This window comes from Geomonas sp. Red32, assembly GCF_023652955.1.
GTDB lineage: Bacteria > Desulfobacterota > Desulfuromonadia > Geobacterales > Geobacteraceae > Geomonas.
Window position 1 is genome coordinate 1,595,507 of record NZ_JAKLOY010000001.1, and the last position, 15,689, is coordinate 1,611,195.

Consider the following 15,689-nt stretch of genomic DNA (forward strand, 5'->3'; position numbering starts at 1 on the left):
GTTGGATCGGGAAGCGGAGAGAAGTCCCCAGTGTCGTACGCTTTTATGAAAAGATTGACGGGCATCGTCCTGCCGGCCGCGCTCCTGGTGGCGGCCTTCGCCGCCCTGCACCGGGTGCCATCCATGACCCCCTCGCAGCGGGAGCTGGCCCTGTTCGCCCCCTATCTCGCCCTCTCGGGGGGGCTCGCCCTGAGTGTCGCCTTCAACCGCGGCCGGGTCCTGCTCCCCCTGCTGCTGGCGGCCGCCTTCTACCTCCTGACCCGCGCCTACCCGCCCCCCTATCTCCCCGGCACGCCCCCCCGTACCGTCTACCTGGCCGCCTCGGTGCTCCTGCCGTTTAACCTGCTCCTCTTCTGCTTCATGCGGGAGCGGGGGATCTTCACCCATTCCGGGCGGCTGCGGCTGGCCTTTTTGGGGCTCCAGGCGGGAGCCGTCTTTTGGGCGGTCCGCTCCCCCGCCGCCTCGGCCAAGGTGGCGGAGCTGGCCGGCCGCCAGCTGGTGGCGCTCCCGCTGCCGGAAGGTTCCTCCCTGACCCAGCCGGCGGTGGCGGCCTTCGTGCTCTGCGCCCTGCCGATCCTGGTGCGGGTGGCCAGGCGCCGCTCGCCGATCGACGTGGCGCTCCTGGGCGCGGTGGTGGCGCTGGGGATCGCCATGAACCGGGTCGGCGACCAGTTCGTCCCGACCCTGTTCGTCACCGCCGCCATCCTGCTCCTCACCATCGCGGTGCTGCAGGACTCCCACTCGATGGCCTTTTCCGACGACCTCACCGGGCTCCCCTCCCGCCGGGCCCTCAACGAGCAGGTGATGGGGCTCGGGAGGCGCTACGTGGTGGCCATGCTCGACGTCGACCACTTCAAGCGGTTCAACGACACCTACGGGCACGACGTGGGGGACCAGGTCTTAAGGATGGTCGGCTCCCGGATCGCCAAGGTGAAGGGGGGAGGGAGGCCGTTTCGCTACGGCGGGGAGGAGTTCACCATCATCTTCCTCCGCCGCGATCTCAAGGAGGTCACCTCCCACCTCGAGGAGCTCCGCAAGGAGATCGGGAGCTACCAGCTCTGGATCCGCGGCACCGACCGCCCCAAGGAGGCCGCGGCCGGCAAGGCCAAGAGGACCGGCGGGGCCGGGAACGGGAAAGCGGTCACCGTCACCATCAGCATCGGCGTGGCCGCCTCCGGGGACAACATGCGCACCCCGGGCGAGGTGATCAAGGCCGCCGACAAGGCGCTCTACCGGGCCAAGCAGCGCGGGCGCAACCAGGTCGCCACCTGATCCAACAAAGCTCACAAGGAAGGCTCACATCATGTTTCTCTTCAAGGTACTCGGAATCCTCTTCGCCCTCTTCATCATCCTCTTCGTCGCCATCGTGGTGGAGGAGAGTTTCCTCGGCGGGCGCCGCAGACGGCAGCTCGAACAGAAGGCGCGCGAAGCCGCTAAAGGCCCGGGAATGACGCCGGAGGAGCGGCCCCGGTAGCCTCCGCCCCTCCCTCCGGCGCTACCCTTACGCTCATTATGAGCTTGACACTTTGTAATTAATTGGCGTAACTTAGCCCGCACTAATGGCTTTCGTCGCGACTGCGTTTTGACCGCTCCAGGATCCGCTCCGGGCCGGCCAGCGTTGCGGCCCGCCATGATGGGGAGGTTGCCATGCTGCTCCATGGTTCCTTGATGCACGTCACCGATTCGCTCTCCTCCGGCCGTTTCGTCCGCTTCCTCGCCGAAGAGGCCCCGGCCGCCCACTACTTCCTTGCCCAGCCCCCCGACGGGATCATCATGACCGCCGCGGTGGGGTGGAAGGTGATCGTTCCCGATCTCTCCACCATCGCCCCCCTGGCCGGAGCACTCTGGGACGGCTACCACTCGCTCGTGAAGCCTCTGCACGGCGGCTCCATCGGGCGCTTCCCCCAGGTCCACGTCAAGATCAGGAACATGAAGGGGCTCTACGACCAGTTCGTGCTGGGGCAGGATTTCAAGGACCGGGAAGGTTTCTGCCACCGGATGAAGGAGACCGCCGCCATCCTCCACTCCAAAGACCACCAGGCCGAGATACACGAGGAGCTGGAACGGACCGCGGCGTCGGAGTACTGGACCAGGGTGGGGTGAGGGAACGCGGGAGGAGAGGGACTTAAGGGACCTAGGGACCTAAGGGGAGGGACGTTAGGGTCTTGAGGGACCACAGGGACATAAGTGGTCCCTCCCGGAAGGGAGGGACCGTTAAAAAAAGGGGCGCCCGCGGGGCACCCCTTTTTTTGTTCGCCGGCGCCGTTGCCGGCAGGGTCGAGGGCCGGCATCGGCCTCTACCCGAAACCGGCTCTAGATCCGAACCTTGCGCCAGACTTCCACCACGGTCCCGAAGGTCCGGGTCCCCTTGTCGGGACGGAAGGGCGCGTAGGCAGGATTGTCGGGCGCCAAGTAAACTTCCTCGTTCCTCAGACGGTACCTCCGCAGGATCGGCTCCCCCCAGAGATTGTTGACCAGGATGATGTCACCGCTCTTGGTCTCGGCGTCCGGCTTGAAAATGACGATGTCTCCGTCACGGATGGTCGGCGCCATGAAGTCGCCGTAGCAGACGATGGCGTAACACCCCTCGGGAAGGTCGGGAACCGACACGTACCCCTTGACGTTCCCCTTCGCCTGCGGGAACTGCTCGGGTATCACCTCCAAAAGCGGTGCATGGGTGGTGGACGATGCCTTCGGGGGGACCGGGCTCTTGAACGGCTCCCCAAGCCCCTCCATCAGCCAGTCCGAATTGATCCCGTGGGTGTGCGAAAGGGCGATCAGCAGCGTGTCGGAGGGACGCTTCCTCCCGGTCTCGATACCGCTTAAAAAACCCTGCACGATCCCAAGCGACGCTGCGAACTGCTTCTGGGTAAGCCCCAAGGCCTGTCTGGCCTTCCTGATCCGTTCTCCGGTCTCGGCTTTATATTCCACCATCTCCGTATCTCCAGGAAATTTCCCCGCCAGGAACCATGCGACACGATCCCCAAACGAGACAAGGTATTAGCTATACGGAGCCTATTTATCACCTTTCTATCACGACTGCAATAAAATAATCGCTTAGTGATATTTCTGAGATAATGGATGAGGTGGATCCTAGGGGTGGTGAACTTCGCAGTTTCAGGGGAGTGCGGCGCCTTCGCCGAGGACACCGGTGGACCAGGCGAGGTTCACGAGGGAGACCTGGTAGTCGCGCCGGGCCTGGGCCAGGTTCCCCTTGGCCTGCACGAGGTTGGTCTCGGCATCCTCCACCTCCAGCCGGGTCTTCACACCGAGCTGGTATCCCTGCTCGGCCATCGAGAGGAGCCGCTCCGCCTGCTTCACGGTCCCCGCCAGCGCCTTCAGTATCTCCGCCGCCTCGGTGACGTTGAACCCCGCGTCCCGCACCTCGAGCGAGACCGAGTCGAGCTGCTGGGCCTCCTCCAGCTCGCGGGTCCTCAGGTCGCTCTTGGCCTGCTCGACCTTTCCCTTGGTGCGGAATCCGTCGAAGAAGGGAAAGGTGAGGTAGAGCCCCACGTCATAGGCGCCCCCCTGCCAGCTGCGCCCCGCCGCCTCGAGCTGGTGATATCCGGCTCCCCCCTTGAGATCGAGCTGCGGTTTGTTTTCGGCGGCCGCAATCTCCACCAGCTCACGGTTGATGCCGACCCGGTGTTTGAGGTCGGAGAGCTCGGGGCGCATCTTGCGCGCGGTGGCGAGCGAATCCTCGAAGCTCGGGATGGGAACCGGGCTGGCGGTAAGCTCGCCCTTCACCTCCAGCTCCCCGGGCTCCAGGGCCAGCACGAGCCTCAGCCGCTCCTTGGCGGTCTTGATGGCGTTCTCGCGGCGGATCAGCTCCGGGCGGGCGTTGTCGGCCCCGACCCGGGCGGCCAGCACGTCGTAGTCGGTCGCCACCCCGGCGGCGAGCCTCTTTTCGGCCTCGGCCAGGTGGCGCTCCTTCTGCTGCAGGTTGGAGAGGGCGAGCGCCCTGAGCTCCTTGGCGAGGAGGACGTCGTAGAAGGCGACCGTCACGTCGCGGCGGGCGGCCTGCTGGTAGAGACGGAGCTGGTCCTCGGCGGTCTTCATCCCTTCGGATGCGCCGCGGATGGCGGCCCCCACCTTTCCCCAGCTGAAGAGGGTCTGGGTGACCCTCAAGTCGGCGACCCGCTGCTGGGTCGTGGAGATCCCCCCCATGAGGGCGCTCTGGCTGTCGTCACGGTTGTAGTTGGCCGAGGCGTTCAGGGAGAGGGAGGGGAGGGCGGCGGCCCGCTCCTCGAGATATTTCCCCTCCACGAGCTGCGCGTAGGCGCGCGCCTTCTGGATGTCGCGGTTTTGCTCCATGGCGATGGAGAGGGCGTCGTCGAGGGTGAGGGTTCTCGGCTGGGCGGCCCGGCAGATCCCCGGGGAGAGCGCCAGGGCGAGGGACAGGCCGAGGACGACGAGGGCGGCCTGAGCGGCGGCGTGCCCCTTCCTCCCGCGCCACTTCCGCTTGAGCCACGCCTCGAGATCGTCGAGCACCGTGTACATGACCGGCACCACCAGTAGGGTCAGCATGGTCGAGGTGAGAAGCCCCCCGACCACGGCGCGCGCCATGGGAGCCCGCATCTCGGCGCCGCTGCCGAGCGCGAAGAAGAGCGGCATCATCCCGAAGATCATCGCCAGCGTGGTCATCACGATCGGCCTGAGCCTCGTCCTCCCCGCCTCGACCACCGCGTCGAAACGGGGCATCCCCCGCCCCTGGAGGACCTTCGCGTAGTCGACCAGCAGGATGGCGTTTTTGGTCACAAGCCCCATCAGCATGATGAGGCCGATGAGCGACATGATGTTGACCGTGTCGCCGGTCAGTTTCAGCATCCCCGCCATCCCCACGATGGAGAGGGGGAGCGACAGCATGATGGCCAAGGGCTCCAGGAACGATTCGAACTGGGCGGCCAGGATCAGGTAGACGAAGACGATGGCGATGATGAGCGACTCGGCCATGTAGCCGAAGGTCTCCGCCATGTCCTCCGCCTCGCCGGAGAAGCCGACCGAGTAGCCGGGCTGCATCGGGATCCTGGCGGCCGCCTCCTTGACCTTCTGGACCGCCGTCCCGAGCGGGAGGCCGTCCAGGTTGGCGCTGATGGTGACGAGCCGTGAGAGGTCGCGGCGCTCGATCTGGGAGGGGGTGTTGCTCACCTCGTAGCGGGTGAGGTTCGCGAGCGGCACCAGGGCGGTCTCCCCCCCCTTGGCCACCGCGAGCTTCAGGTCGCGCACCTGGGAGGGGTTTCGGCGCAGCGCTTCCGGGAGGCGGACCCGGACATCCACCGCGTCGCCGTCCTCGTCCTCGTAGGTGGAGACCGCCTCGCCCCCCACCAGCCGCGAGACGGTGGAGGCGATGTCGTTGGTGTTGACCCCGGCGTCCTGGGCGCGGGCGCGGTCGACGGTCATCCGGTATTCCGGGATGTCGTGCTCGAGGGTCACCTCCAGGTCGACGATTCCCGGGATCTTGTAGATCTCCTGCTTGAGCTGGGCCGCGTAGCGCTTGAGGGTGGGGATGTCCTCCCCCTTGAGGTTCACCTGCAACGGTTTCTGGGCGCCGCCGACGTCTCCCACCCGCTCGATGGAGGTGGTGATGCCGGGGATCAGTTTCAGCTTTTCGCGGAACTCCTGCTGCACGAGCTCCTGGCTTCTCTTCCGCTCCGACTTCTCCTTGAGCTTCACGTAGAGGGAGCCCTCGCGGACCGTGCCGCTGTCGCCCGCCCCGATGGAGGCGTAGGTGTGGTCGACCTCCGGGATCCCCTTGATGGCCGCCAGCATGGCGTTCAGCCGATCGGTGCTCTCGGCGATGCTCGCGTCAGGGGCGGTCTTGAAGACGACCTGGAATTCCCCCTTGTCGTCGTTGGCCATGAAGGCGCTCTCCAGGGTGCCGAAGATGACGATGCCGGCCACGAAGGAGGCGAAGGCGAGGGCGAGCACGCTCTTTCGGTGGTTGAGGGCCCAGGTGATGGCCATCCGGTAGCGGTCGGCCCAGGCGTCGAAGCGGTCGTTGAAGCGGTCCAGCACCCTGGCGATCCCGATCCTTCTCCCCTTGAGCTCGATGGCCGGATCGTGCCAGCGCGAGGAGAGCATCGGGTCCAGCGTGAAGGAGACGAAGAGGGAGACCAGCACGGCGAAGGCGACCGTCATCCCGAACTGGAAGAAGAAGCGCCCGACGATGCCGCGCATGAAGGCGACCGGGACGAAGACCGCGACGATGGACATGGAGGTGGCGAAGACGGCGAGCCCGATCTCGGAGGTGCCGATCCGGGAGGCGGTGATGTGGTCCTCGCCATGTTCGAGGTGCCGGACGATGTTCTCCCGGACCACGATGGCGTCGTCGATCAGCAGGCCGATCGCCAGGGAGAGCGCCATCAGGGTCATCACGTTGAGGGTCATTCCCATGGCGGTCATGATGATGAAGGAGGAGATGACCGAGATGGGGAGGGTGAGGCCGGTGATGACCGTGGAGCGCCAGGAGTTGATGAAGCAGAAGACGATGACGATGGTAAGGAGGCCGCCGATCAGCATGGTCTCCTTGACGTCGGCGAGCGATTCGCGGGTGGGGATGGAGGCGTCGCGCACGACGGTGAGCTCAACCCCCGCGGGGAGCTCCTTCTTGAGCTTCTCGACGCTCTTCTGCACCCCGTCGACCACCTCGACCATGTTGGCGCCGGACTGCTTCAGGACGTCCAGGGCGACCGCCGGTTCTCCGTTGATGAGCGCGAGCGAACGCTGCTCCTTGGCCCCGTCGGTGACGTCGGCCACCTCGGAGAGGGTGATCCCCCGCCCGCCCCGCTGGGCGATGACCATGTTGCGGAAGCCGTCCACCCGGTCGGGCTTGCCGGAGATGCGGATCGGGTACTCGTTCCCCCCTTGGGTCAGGCGCCCGAGCGGGGTGTTGACGTTCTCGCTCTTGAGCCCGGCCACCACGGCGTCGACGCCGAGACCGAGCGCCTCCAGTCGTGCCGGGTCGATGGTGACGGTCACCTCGCGCTTGGCGTCGCCGACCATGTCGACCTTGCCGACCCCCGCCACGTTCTCCAGCCGCCGCTTGATCTGCTTATCGGCCAGGGTGGTGAGATCCTTGGTGGAGAGCCCTTTACCCTTGACGGCCAGGGAAACGACCGGAAGCGCGTTGAAGTCGAGCTTCTGGATGATCGGGTCCTCGATGCCGGTAGGGAGGTTGCCGCGGATGCCGTTGATCTTGGCGCGGGCCTCCTGGGAGACCTCGTTGATCTTTTCCTCCAGGCGGAACTGCACCATGACGGTGGAGACCCCTTCGCGGGAGTAGGACATCACGTGCTTCACGCCGGCGATCTGGTTGACCGCTTCCTCGATCTTCTTGGAGACCTCGCGCTCCATGCTCTCCGGGGAGGCGCCGGGGAACTTGGTGACGATGGAGATGACGGGGATCTCGACGCTCGGGAACATCTCGACGGAGAGCCGGCGGTAGGAGAAGATCCCCAGCGTCACCAGGGCGAGCATGAGGACGGCGGCGAAGACGGGGCGTTTTATGGAAAGGTCGGAAAGAATCATGTGGCGAATCCTTTACTGGAAATCCCCCGCTGGCAGAAGGGGCATTGCGGACGTCCCTCCCCCCTTGAGGGGGAGGGTTAGGGTGGGGGGGAGGCCGGCGTCGCACTCCGTGGAAGTCTCCCCCGCCCCCTGCCCCTCCCTCAAGGGGAGGGGGGAGTTAGCGAGCGGCGGGAGCGGCGGCGTTGGCGACCACCACGCGGTCGCCGTCCTTGACGTTGAAGCCGCCGCGGCTGATGACCTGCTCGCCCGCCTTGACGCCGGAGACGATCTCCACCAGTTCGCCGGCTACCGCGCCGGTCACCACTTCGCGCTTGTGGGCGATACCGTTCTCCACCACGTAGAGGTAGCCGGAGTGCTTGTCGAGGTCGAGGCCGGCCAGGGTCGCGCGCGGGACCTGCAGGACGTTTTTACGGGTGCCGGTGAGGATCTTCCCCTTGACGAACAGACCCCCCTTCAGGACCTCGGGGACGTTGGGAACCTCGGCGATCACCTTGAGCGAGCGGTCCGCCTCGTCGACGGCGGGGTTGATGAACATGACCTTGCCGGTGAAGGTCCTGCCCGGTACCCCGTCGGTCACGAACTGCAGCGGCTGGCCGAGCTTCACACCGGCCATCTGCGAGGAGGGGACCGTGACGGTGAGGTTCATGAGACGGTTGTCGACGATCTTGAAGATCGGTTTGGCGGCGGCGCCGTCGCTGGTGAGGGAGCCGATGTTGACGTCTTTGAGGGCGACCACGCCGTCGATAGGGGAACGGACCAGCCCCTTCGCCAGCCGCGCGCGCTGCTGGGAGAGCTCCTCGTCGCCCGCCCTGATCTGGGCGCGGGCGGCCTCGATCCTGGCCTGGGCGGCCTCGGCATCGGATATGGCGTCGTCCACCGACTGCTGGGTGGCGAGCCCCGCCTCCTTGAGCTTGATGACCCGCTGCTTCTCGCGCTCGCTCCGCTCGGCCGCCACCTTGACCTGCAACAGGGCCGCCTTGGCGTTTTGCACGTTGGCCTCGGCGCGCTTCACGAGGGCCTCGGTCTCGGCCAGGCTGATGCGGGCGAGCGGCTGCCCCTTGCGGACCCGGACCCACTCCGTCACGTAGAGCTCCTTGACGAGCCCCGGGATCTCGGTCTTCACCTCGGCCTCGTTTTTGGGCGCCAGGGTGCCGGTCACCTCGATGCCGTCCACCAGGTCGCTTCCCTGCACCGGGAGGATCTCCACCGCCACCTGCGGCGGCCCGGCGGGGACCTTCGCTTCGCTTTTCTTCGAGCAGCCGGTGGCCGCCGCGAACAGCAGGGAGGCCCCCACCGCCATCATCGTCAATTTCCTCATCTTCATTGCAACTCCTCCAGTTTCCTTCCCTGGTAATTTATTGGGCCATGCCGCTCATCAGCAAGCGGAGCATCCGCACCAGGGTATCCCGGTCCGGCTTGTTGTCGCGGCTGCAGAGCTGCTCGTTGATGGCCGTGGTCACGATGGCCATCACGGTCCTCACCGCGTCCTCGACCTGGCTGGTCTTCAGTTCGCCGCTCTCGATCCCTTCCTGGACGAGCTTGTACAGCACCTCCGTCATAGCGACCGAGAAGATCTCGAGGTCGAACTTGGGGGTTCCTTGGGGCGGGCCGTAGTGGATGCCGTTCATGAGCCGGACCATGGGAAGCTTCTGCAGGGAGATGTCGAACAGCTCGGTGCAGAACTGGGTGATCCTCTCCTCGGCGGTGCCGGAAATCGATATCGTCCGGGCGACGATGGCCTGGAACATCTGGTAGGAGCTCTCCATCAGCTCCAGGTAGATCCCCTCCTTACTACCGAAGTAGTAGTAGAGGACCGGCTTGGTCACCCCGGCCGCTTCCACGATCTCGCGGACCGAGGAGGCGGCGTATCCCTTTTCGTTGAAGAGGGTCAAAGCCGCGGTGAGAAGCCTGTCCTTGGCACCGGTCTCCGGCTCGGCCTGTGTCGTGGCTAACGTCATGCTCACTCCTGCATCAATTGAATGAAACTTACCGTTCGGTAAGTAACGCAACTGCCAGGCACTGTCAATAGGAAAAGTTACCGACCGGTAGGTAGGAGGCGGGGGAGACAGAGAGGGAATCGGAGAAGGCTGAAGGGAAGGCACAGCGATACGGGGAAAACCGGAGAAGACCGAAGATATGCCACGGAGACACGGAGAAAAATCGGAGAAGGCTAAGCTCAATTCTTGGGAGAAAAACGAACAGGACCAAACCGGAGGGAGGAGTCGAGGACTGAACGCAGGGCTGCCGAGACTGCTCCGTGGAAGGTTGACAGGGCTTCTCCCGGCTCCGCCCAAAAAAAAGGGGGGGCTGTTAACCCCCCAACAAGGGACTTCTTCGACGTTGTTTTGTCGATTGCTGCTGTGTTGCCTTCGGGAAGGTAGCTGCCTCGATACATTGCCGCTGGTCATCGGACAGCTGCCGTGTAGGTTCCTTTTACCAACCCGCTACTTCACGTGGCAGGAGAGGCAGATCAGGGAGTCCGTCTGCTTCGAGTAGAGGAAGTAGTTGGGGGCGGTCATGGCGAAGGTCTTGGTGCCGGCGAGGCTCAGGGTCTTGGAGCCGCCGTCGGTGAACGGATCCTGGGTGGCGTTCTCCTTGTTGTGGACCTCGTGGCAGGTGGCGCAGGTCATGATCCTGCTGTTGTAGAGGTTGTCCGCGATGGTCTTGTTGCCGGCCGATGCGCGGGTCACCGTGTTGTACACGCCCTGGACGGTCCCGTTGGTGATGACCTGGGTCGCGTAGGTGTGCTCGGCGGTGACGATCTCGGTGGATTTCGTGCCGTCGCCGTTGTCGAAGCCGTTGTTGGCGTGGGCATTACGCCAGGCGGCGATCGCCACGTAGTCGAACCCGATCGGATGGGTCTGGGTGAGGTCCTTGCCGAGCTGGCCGCGCCCCAGCCCCAGGCCGGTGTTCACCGTGCCGATGAATGTCTTGGGGGCGCTGGCCATGGCATCGCCGTGCTGATCGATGGCGATGGCGCCGTCGTGGCAGCTCATGCAGAGACGGGTCGGGCCTGCCAGCGGGTCGGTGATGGTGAAGGAGTTCCCCTGGTCGTCCTTGGTGTTCATCGGGGAGGCCCAGGCGTACGGGGTGTAGCCGGCGTCGGTGGGGAGGTCGTGGTTCCAGAGCGGATATATGGCGGTGCTTCCGGTCGTGCCACTGGCATCCTTGGTGGACTGGGCATGGTGCGGGGTGTGGCAGAAAACGCAGACTCGGGCCATAACGTCGGCATTGATACCGACAACGACGTTCATGTCATGCAGAGAACCGTTCACACCGGTGCCGGCGGGGATGCCACCGAAAGCAATGCTTGCTACTGCGAGACAACCTGCGGCTGCGACGACGGTCAATGCTTTTTTCATTAGCCCTCTCCTTTAGTCATTGGAATTATCACTGTCAGGCTCAGTAACCCGTTGTGAAAGGCATTGCATTCTGCCGGCTAACCACTGTCATTGTTGATGGCGTTCTGTGCCAATCAATTGCGTTGTCATATCCATCTTTGCTCTGTCTGTGAGAGAGCGTTTAAAATTTTAAAGAAGTATATTAGCTGCCTCTTCTCACACAATCATGCAAAGGTCTTAATTTTAGACTGATATTTCGAGTAATAGCCGTGGTCTCAAAGTGGTAGTGGGGGGAGGCGGAAAGGCGGAACGGGTACTACTTTTTTCGTAGGAAGAAGGAGATCGTACGATTGGCGGTTTCTCACCAGCCGCGCCGGCGTGAGCAACAAAAAGGCCCGGAACGAAAGCGTTCCGGGCCCTGGATGAGGTATGATGCCGAAGCCGGCGGGCGGGGTCAGAGGTAGCGCGAGGACCAGTTGGCCGCCTGCAGGCGGGAGGTGACGTTTATCTTCTTGAATATGTGGTAGACGTGGGTCTTGACGGTATGAAGGCTGATGCAGAGATCATCCGCGATTCGTTCGTTGGACCGACCGCTCGATATGCCGTTGAGGATCTCCATCTCCCGCGAGGTGAGGGGCGCGGGCCCCTGGCTGTGGGTCAAGACCGGCTCGGGGCGGAACTTCCTGCTGCTTCGCTGGATGAACTCGGTCATGACGTTGCGGGAGACCCAGAGCTCGGCGGCGAAGACCGCCTGTATCATCTTGAGCAGCACGTCGGAGCTGTCGCGCTCATAGACGAAACCGCGCACCCCCTGACACAGGGCGTCGGTCTCGATCCCCCGGTTGGTGGGGACGTTGACGAGCACCACGAGATTTTTCGCCAGGCATTCCTGCAAGATCTCGTCGGGTGCCGTGCTCAGAGTGTTGTGCCACTCGCGATATTCGTGCAGGACCAGCCGCTGCTTGTCCTCAGAGCGGGAGATCTCGTCGAGAGTGGAAACTATGGAGCAGGGAGTAGTAAGCCTTTCTGAAATAAAATGAGACATCAAGGTCATCTGCAATTTGTTACTTCCCAACAGAAAGACTTCTTTTTCTGCATGGTTCATAGGCGATCCCTTCAGCAGATAGTATCTCTGCCCGGTGAGGTGCTTATGTCTCTGCGGGAAAAGGAAGTTTCGGAAAGAGTTTAATATACCGGGGACATATTTCAAACATTATGGAACATTTTTTTACTGTCGGAATCCTTTACAATCAGCGAGTTATCTCCCGCCCGGATGCTTCGCCGCTGCTTTTGAGAGGGAGCGTCACGATCACTCTCAGTCCTCCCTTGCCGCGGTTCTGGGCCCGGATGCTCCCTCCGTGGGCCTCCACGATCCCCTTGCAGATGGAGAGCCCCAGCCCGGTCCCCCCCGCCCCCTCGGGATAGGGCACCCGGTAGAACTTTTCGAAGATCCGTCCCAGGTCGGGCGGGGGAACTCCCCGGCCGCGGTCGGCTACCAGGATCTCGAGATCCCCGCCGCTCACCTCCGCCGACAGCTCGATCGGCTCTTCGGCAGGCGAATACTTCACCGCGTTCTCCAAAAGGTTCACCAGTACCTGGGTCATCAGCACCGGATCCATCATTACCAGCGGAAGATCTTCCGGCCATTTTGTGGTCACCTGGCGGCCGGCGAGCTGGGGTTCCAGTGCCGCCAGCGCACAGCCTGCCAGGTCCTGGACGTCGCACGGCTCCAGCTTGAGCTTCAAGGCGCCGGCTTCCAGGCGGGTCATGTCGAGGAGATTGCCGACGAAGCGGTTGAGCCTCCCCGCCTCGAGCCAGGCACCCTCCACCAGGGCGTCCCGGTCCTCGCCGGAGAGCTTGGAGCCCCGGGCCCTGAGCGCCTCCAGCGAGCCGGAGATGGAGACCAGCGGCGTACGCAGATCGTGGGAGATGGAGTTGAGAAGCGCCCTCTCCAGCCCCTCGCGCGCCTGCAGGATCTCGGCCTGCTCGGCCTGCTTGCTGAAGAGCACCCGTTCGATGGCGAGCGCCACCTGGGTGGTGAAGGCGAGCAGGAGCTGGCGCCCGAGCGGCGAGTCGTAGGCATGCTCGTCCGTTAGCTTCACCCCCAGCACTCCGAGCGAGTCCCCCGAGGTCAAAAGCGGCAGGAAGAGGAAATCGGCCGAACCGAGCGTTTCGGTACCGTGTCCCGCGGCCGAGCGGTTCCGGAAGGACCAGTCGGCCACCGCGAGGTCGCGGGTCCCGAGAGTCAGCCCGGCGCTCGCTACCTTGGTCTCCAGGTGCTCGCCCTCGGGAAGGAGCACCAATAGCTGCGCCCCCATGCTCTGCTCGATGTTCTTCACGATGGCGTTGAGGATCCCCGGAAGGTCGGAGGCGACGGCGAGGTCGCGGCTCAGGTAGTAAAGGGTGGCGGTCTGCACTTCGCGCTCGCGGATCGCCTCCGCCCGCTCGCGCGCCTGCGAGACCAGGGTGCTGATCACCATACCCACCGTGAAAAGGGCGGCGAAGGTGATGAAATACTCGGTATCCGAGACGGCAAAGGTGAAGCGGGGAGGAACGTAGAAGAAGTCGAAGGCCAGCACGCTCAGTATTGCAGTGAGGACCGCCTCCTGCCTCCCGAGCCGGGTGGCGGCCAGCACCACTGCGAGGAGGTAGATCATCACCAGGTTGGTGGGGGCCAGGTACAGGCGCACCGGCTGGCACAAAAGCGAGGCGGCCAGCACGAGCACGAGGCTCTTCGCGAAGCCGGGCCAGCGGACGGTAACCTTCGGGCGCCGGGAGACCTTGGCCGGTTCCCCCTCGGCGGCGATACTCACCACGTGGACGTCGATGTGGCCGGAGAGCCGGATCACCTCGTCTACCAGCGGCGTACGGAGGAACTCGCGCCAGCGCGGCTTGGAAGGCTTTCCCACCACGATCTTGGTGACGTTGTTGCGTTTGGCGTAATCGACCAGCGCCTCGGCGACCGAGGTGGAGGTGAGGTTCGCCACCTGCGCCCCCAGGCTCTCCGCGAGCCTCAGGTCCTTCCAGACCCGGACCCGGTTCTCCTGGAGATGCCTTCCGCTGCCGGGGGTCTCGATGTAGACGGTGTGCCAGGGAGCCTTGATGTCGTCGGCGAGCCGGCGCGCGGTCCTGATCAGCCGCTCGCTGAACGGGCTGCCGCTCACGCAGACCAGCACCCGTTCCGCGGCGGCCCAGGGGCCGGTGATGGAGCGGGCCTCCATGTAGGCGCGCATCTGGTCGTCCACCCGGGCGGCGGCCCGCCGAAGCGACAGCTCCCGAAGCGCCATCAGGTTGCCGGGCTTGAAGAACTTCTCGGTGGCCATGGCGGCCTGTTGCGGGATGTAGATCTTCCCTTCCTTGAGCCGCTGCAGAAGGTCCTCGGGGGGGATGTCGACCAGCCTGATCTCCACCGCCAGGTCGAGGAGGGAGTCGGGGACCGTTTCGCGGACCACGACGCCGGTGATCTGGGAGACCACGTCGTTGAGGCTTTCGAAGTGCTGGATGTTGACCGTGGTGTAGACGTCGATTCCGGCGGAGAGGATCTCCTCGACGTCCTGCCACCTCTTCTCGTGGCGGCTGCCGGGGGCGTTGGTGTGGGCGAGCTCGTCCACCAGGGCGAGCTGCGGCTTTCTCGCCAGCACCGCGTCCAGGTCGAGCTCGGGGAGCACCACCCCCTGGTACTCGATCCCCCCCTTGGGGAGCACCTCCAGCCCCTCCAGCAGGAGGTCGGTGTCGCTGCGGCCGTGCGACTCCACGTAGGCCACCACCACGTCGCGCCCCTCGCGCTTTCTTTGGTGGGCCGCCTCCAGCATCGAGTATGTCTTGCCGACCCCCGCCGCGTACCCCAGGAAGATCTTCAGCTTGGCGACCCCCTTTTGGGCCTCCTCGGCCTGGGCCACCTTCAGAAAGGTTTCGGGGGAGGGGCGAGCCCCTTCGTCGTCTCTCATGGATTCACCTTGACTCCGTCCAGTGCCAGGTTCAATTCAAGCACGTGTACCCGCGGCTCCCCTACGAAACCGAATTTGGGAGGGCGGGTGTGGGTGGCCACCATGTCCCTGAGCACCCCTTCGCTCATCCCGCGCACCCGGGCGATCCTCTTGATCTGGACCGAGGCGGCCGCCGGGGAGATGTCGGGGTCGAGCCCGCTCGCCGAGGCCTCCACGAGGTCGGCCGGGATGACGCCGGTGACGCCGCTCTCCCGTAGCGCTTTGACCCGGTCCGCCACCGTCTTCAGGTAATCCGGGTTGGTGGGGGAGAGGTTGGATCCCCCGGAGCCCAGGGCGTTGTAGGGGAAGTCGCTCGTGGCGGAGGGCCTCGGCCAGAAGTACTTCGCCTCCGAGAACGGCTGGCCGATCAGCCGGGAGCCGAGCGTGCCCCCGCGGTCGCCGGTGATGAAGCTCCCCTGCGCCTTGGCGGGGAAGAGGACGGTGGCGATGCCGGTCACCAGGGCGGGGTAGACCCCGCCGCAGATGACGGTAAAAAGTATGAACAGCATGATGGCTGGGCGTATCTCTTTCATGACGGCTCCTTATCCAGCTAAATCTTTCACTGCGTAACTTCCCCCCTCCCCTGGAGGGAGGGGGCGAGGGGGTGGGGGAAGCCTCGAGGTGGCACGCGCTCCCGGTTACACGAACATCCCTATCACGAGGTCGATCGCCTTGATCCCGACGAAGGGCGCGACGATGCCCCCCAGCCCGTAGATCAGCAGGTTGTTGATCAACAGCTTCTCGGCCGGCATGGGGCGGAACTTGGTCCCCTTCAGGGCCAGCGGAACCAGGATCGGGATGATGATGGCGTTGAAGATGACCGCCGACAGGATGG

The 15,689-nt window shown here is 64.5% G+C and carries 12 protein-coding genes; 3 read left to right on the forward strand and 9 right to left on the reverse strand.

Annotation, left to right across the window (positions count from 1 at the left end):
- Positions 1-45: 45 nt before the first annotated feature.
- The 3 genes from L4X63_RS06910 to L4X63_RS06920 all read left to right on the forward strand — a co-directional run bounded on the left by L4X63_RS06910 (position 46) and on the right by L4X63_RS06920 (position 2,103).
- Entirely contained in the window at positions 46-1,272 is a 1,227-nt protein-coding gene (locus L4X63_RS06910) for a GGDEF domain-containing protein (protein WP_250677845.1), read from the forward strand.
- A gap of 31 nt (positions 1,273-1,303) precedes the next feature.
- A complete protein-coding gene (locus tag L4X63_RS06915) occupies positions 1,304-1,474 on the forward strand; it encodes a hypothetical protein (protein ID WP_250677846.1) in 171 nt (56 codons plus the stop codon).
- Positions 1,475-1,647: 173 nt separating this feature from the next.
- Positions 1,648-2,103 carry a hypothetical protein gene (locus L4X63_RS06920; protein ID WP_250677847.1) on the forward strand — a complete coding sequence of 152 codons (456 nt, stop codon included), beginning with the start codon at positions 1,648-1,650 and terminating at the stop codon, positions 2,101-2,103.
- 210 nt (positions 2,104-2,313) lie between these two features.
- Here L4X63_RS06920 and L4X63_RS06925 read toward each other — a convergent pair whose 3' ends face one another.
- From L4X63_RS06925 to L4X63_RS06965, 9 genes are all read right to left on the reverse strand, one after another.
- Positions 2,314-2,934 carry a LexA family protein gene (locus tag L4X63_RS06925; RefSeq protein ID WP_250677848.1) on the reverse strand — a complete coding sequence of 207 codons (621 nt, stop codon included), beginning with the start codon at positions 2,932-2,934 and terminating at the stop codon, positions 2,314-2,316.
- Between the two features lie 183 nt (positions 2,935-3,117).
- Entirely contained in the window at positions 3,118-7,527 is a 4,410-nt protein-coding gene (locus tag L4X63_RS06930; protein WP_250677849.1) for an efflux RND transporter permease subunit, read from the reverse strand.
- 157 nt (positions 7,528-7,684) lie between these two features.
- Complete coding sequence (locus L4X63_RS06935; protein WP_250677850.1) at positions 7,685-8,851, reverse strand: efflux RND transporter periplasmic adaptor subunit; 1,167 nt, start codon at positions 8,849-8,851, stop codon at positions 7,685-7,687.
- A 31-nt stretch (positions 8,852-8,882) separates the two neighbouring features.
- Positions 8,883-9,485: a TetR/AcrR family transcriptional regulator gene (locus L4X63_RS06940; protein WP_250677851.1), complete on the reverse strand. Its 603-nt coding sequence runs from the start codon at positions 9,483-9,485 to the stop codon at positions 8,883-8,885.
- A gap of 486 nt (positions 9,486-9,971) precedes the next feature.
- Positions 9,972-10,889, reverse strand: a complete 918-nt coding sequence (locus L4X63_RS06945) for a cytochrome C (protein WP_250677852.1) — start codon at positions 10,887-10,889, stop codon at positions 9,972-9,974.
- 433 nt (positions 10,890-11,322) lie between these two features.
- A complete protein-coding gene (locus L4X63_RS06950; protein WP_250677853.1) occupies positions 11,323-11,913 on the reverse strand; it encodes a response regulator transcription factor in 591 nt (196 codons plus the stop codon).
- A gap of 205 nt (positions 11,914-12,118) precedes the next feature.
- The gene (locus L4X63_RS06955; protein WP_250677854.1) at positions 12,119-14,815 is read right to left on the reverse strand and encodes a DUF4118 domain-containing protein; all 2,697 of its coding nucleotides are present in this window, start codon (positions 14,813-14,815) and stop codon (positions 12,119-12,121) included.
- Entirely contained in the window at positions 14,812-15,387 is a 576-nt protein-coding gene (gene kdpC / locus L4X63_RS06960) for a potassium-transporting ATPase subunit KdpC (protein WP_250677855.1), read from the reverse strand. Before kdpC ends, L4X63_RS06955 begins: the two co-directional genes overlap by 4 nt.
- 105 nt (positions 15,388-15,492) lie before the next feature.
- Positions 15,493-15,689: hypothetical protein (locus L4X63_RS06965; RefSeq protein ID WP_250677856.1), on the reverse strand; the 197-nt coding region annotated here is incomplete at its 5' end.

Excerpts from the sequence above, each read along its gene's own strand:
- L4X63_RS06930 (WP_250677849.1), bottom strand. The coding sequence starts at position 7,527 with ATGATTCTTTCCGACCTTTCCATAAAACGCCCCGTCTTCGCCGCCGTC.
- L4X63_RS06925 (WP_250677848.1), bottom strand. The coding sequence starts at position 2,934 with ATGGTGGAATATAAAGCCGAGACCGGAGAACGGATCAGGAAGGCCAGA.
- L4X63_RS06920 (WP_250677847.1), top strand. The coding sequence starts at position 1,648 with ATGCTGCTCCATGGTTCCTTGATGCACGTCACCGATTCGCTCTCCTCC.
- L4X63_RS06945 (WP_250677852.1), bottom strand. The coding sequence starts at position 10,889 with ATGAAAAAAGCATTGACCGTCGTCGCAGCCGCAGGTTGTCTCGCAGTA.
- L4X63_RS06935 (WP_250677850.1), bottom strand. The coding sequence starts at position 8,851 with ATGAAGATGAGGAAATTGACGATGATGGCGGTGGGGGCCTCCCTGCTG.
- kdpC (WP_250677855.1), bottom strand. The coding sequence starts at position 15,387 with ATGAAAGAGATACGCCCAGCCATCATGCTGTTCATACTTTTTACCGTC.
- L4X63_RS06950 (WP_250677853.1), bottom strand. The coding sequence starts at position 11,913 with ATGTCTCATTTTATTTCAGAAAGGCTTACTACTCCCTGCTCCATAGTT.
- L4X63_RS06910 (WP_250677845.1), top strand. The coding sequence starts at position 46 with ATGAAAAGATTGACGGGCATCGTCCTGCCGGCCGCGCTCCTGGTGGCG.
- L4X63_RS06955 (WP_250677854.1), bottom strand. The coding sequence starts at position 14,815 with ATGAGAGACGACGAAGGGGCTCGCCCCTCCCCCGAAACCTTTCTGAAG.
- L4X63_RS06940 (WP_250677851.1), bottom strand. The coding sequence starts at position 9,485 with ATGACGTTAGCCACGACACAGGCCGAGCCGGAGACCGGTGCCAAGGAC.
- L4X63_RS06915 (WP_250677846.1), top strand. The coding sequence starts at position 1,304 with ATGTTTCTCTTCAAGGTACTCGGAATCCTCTTCGCCCTCTTCATCATC.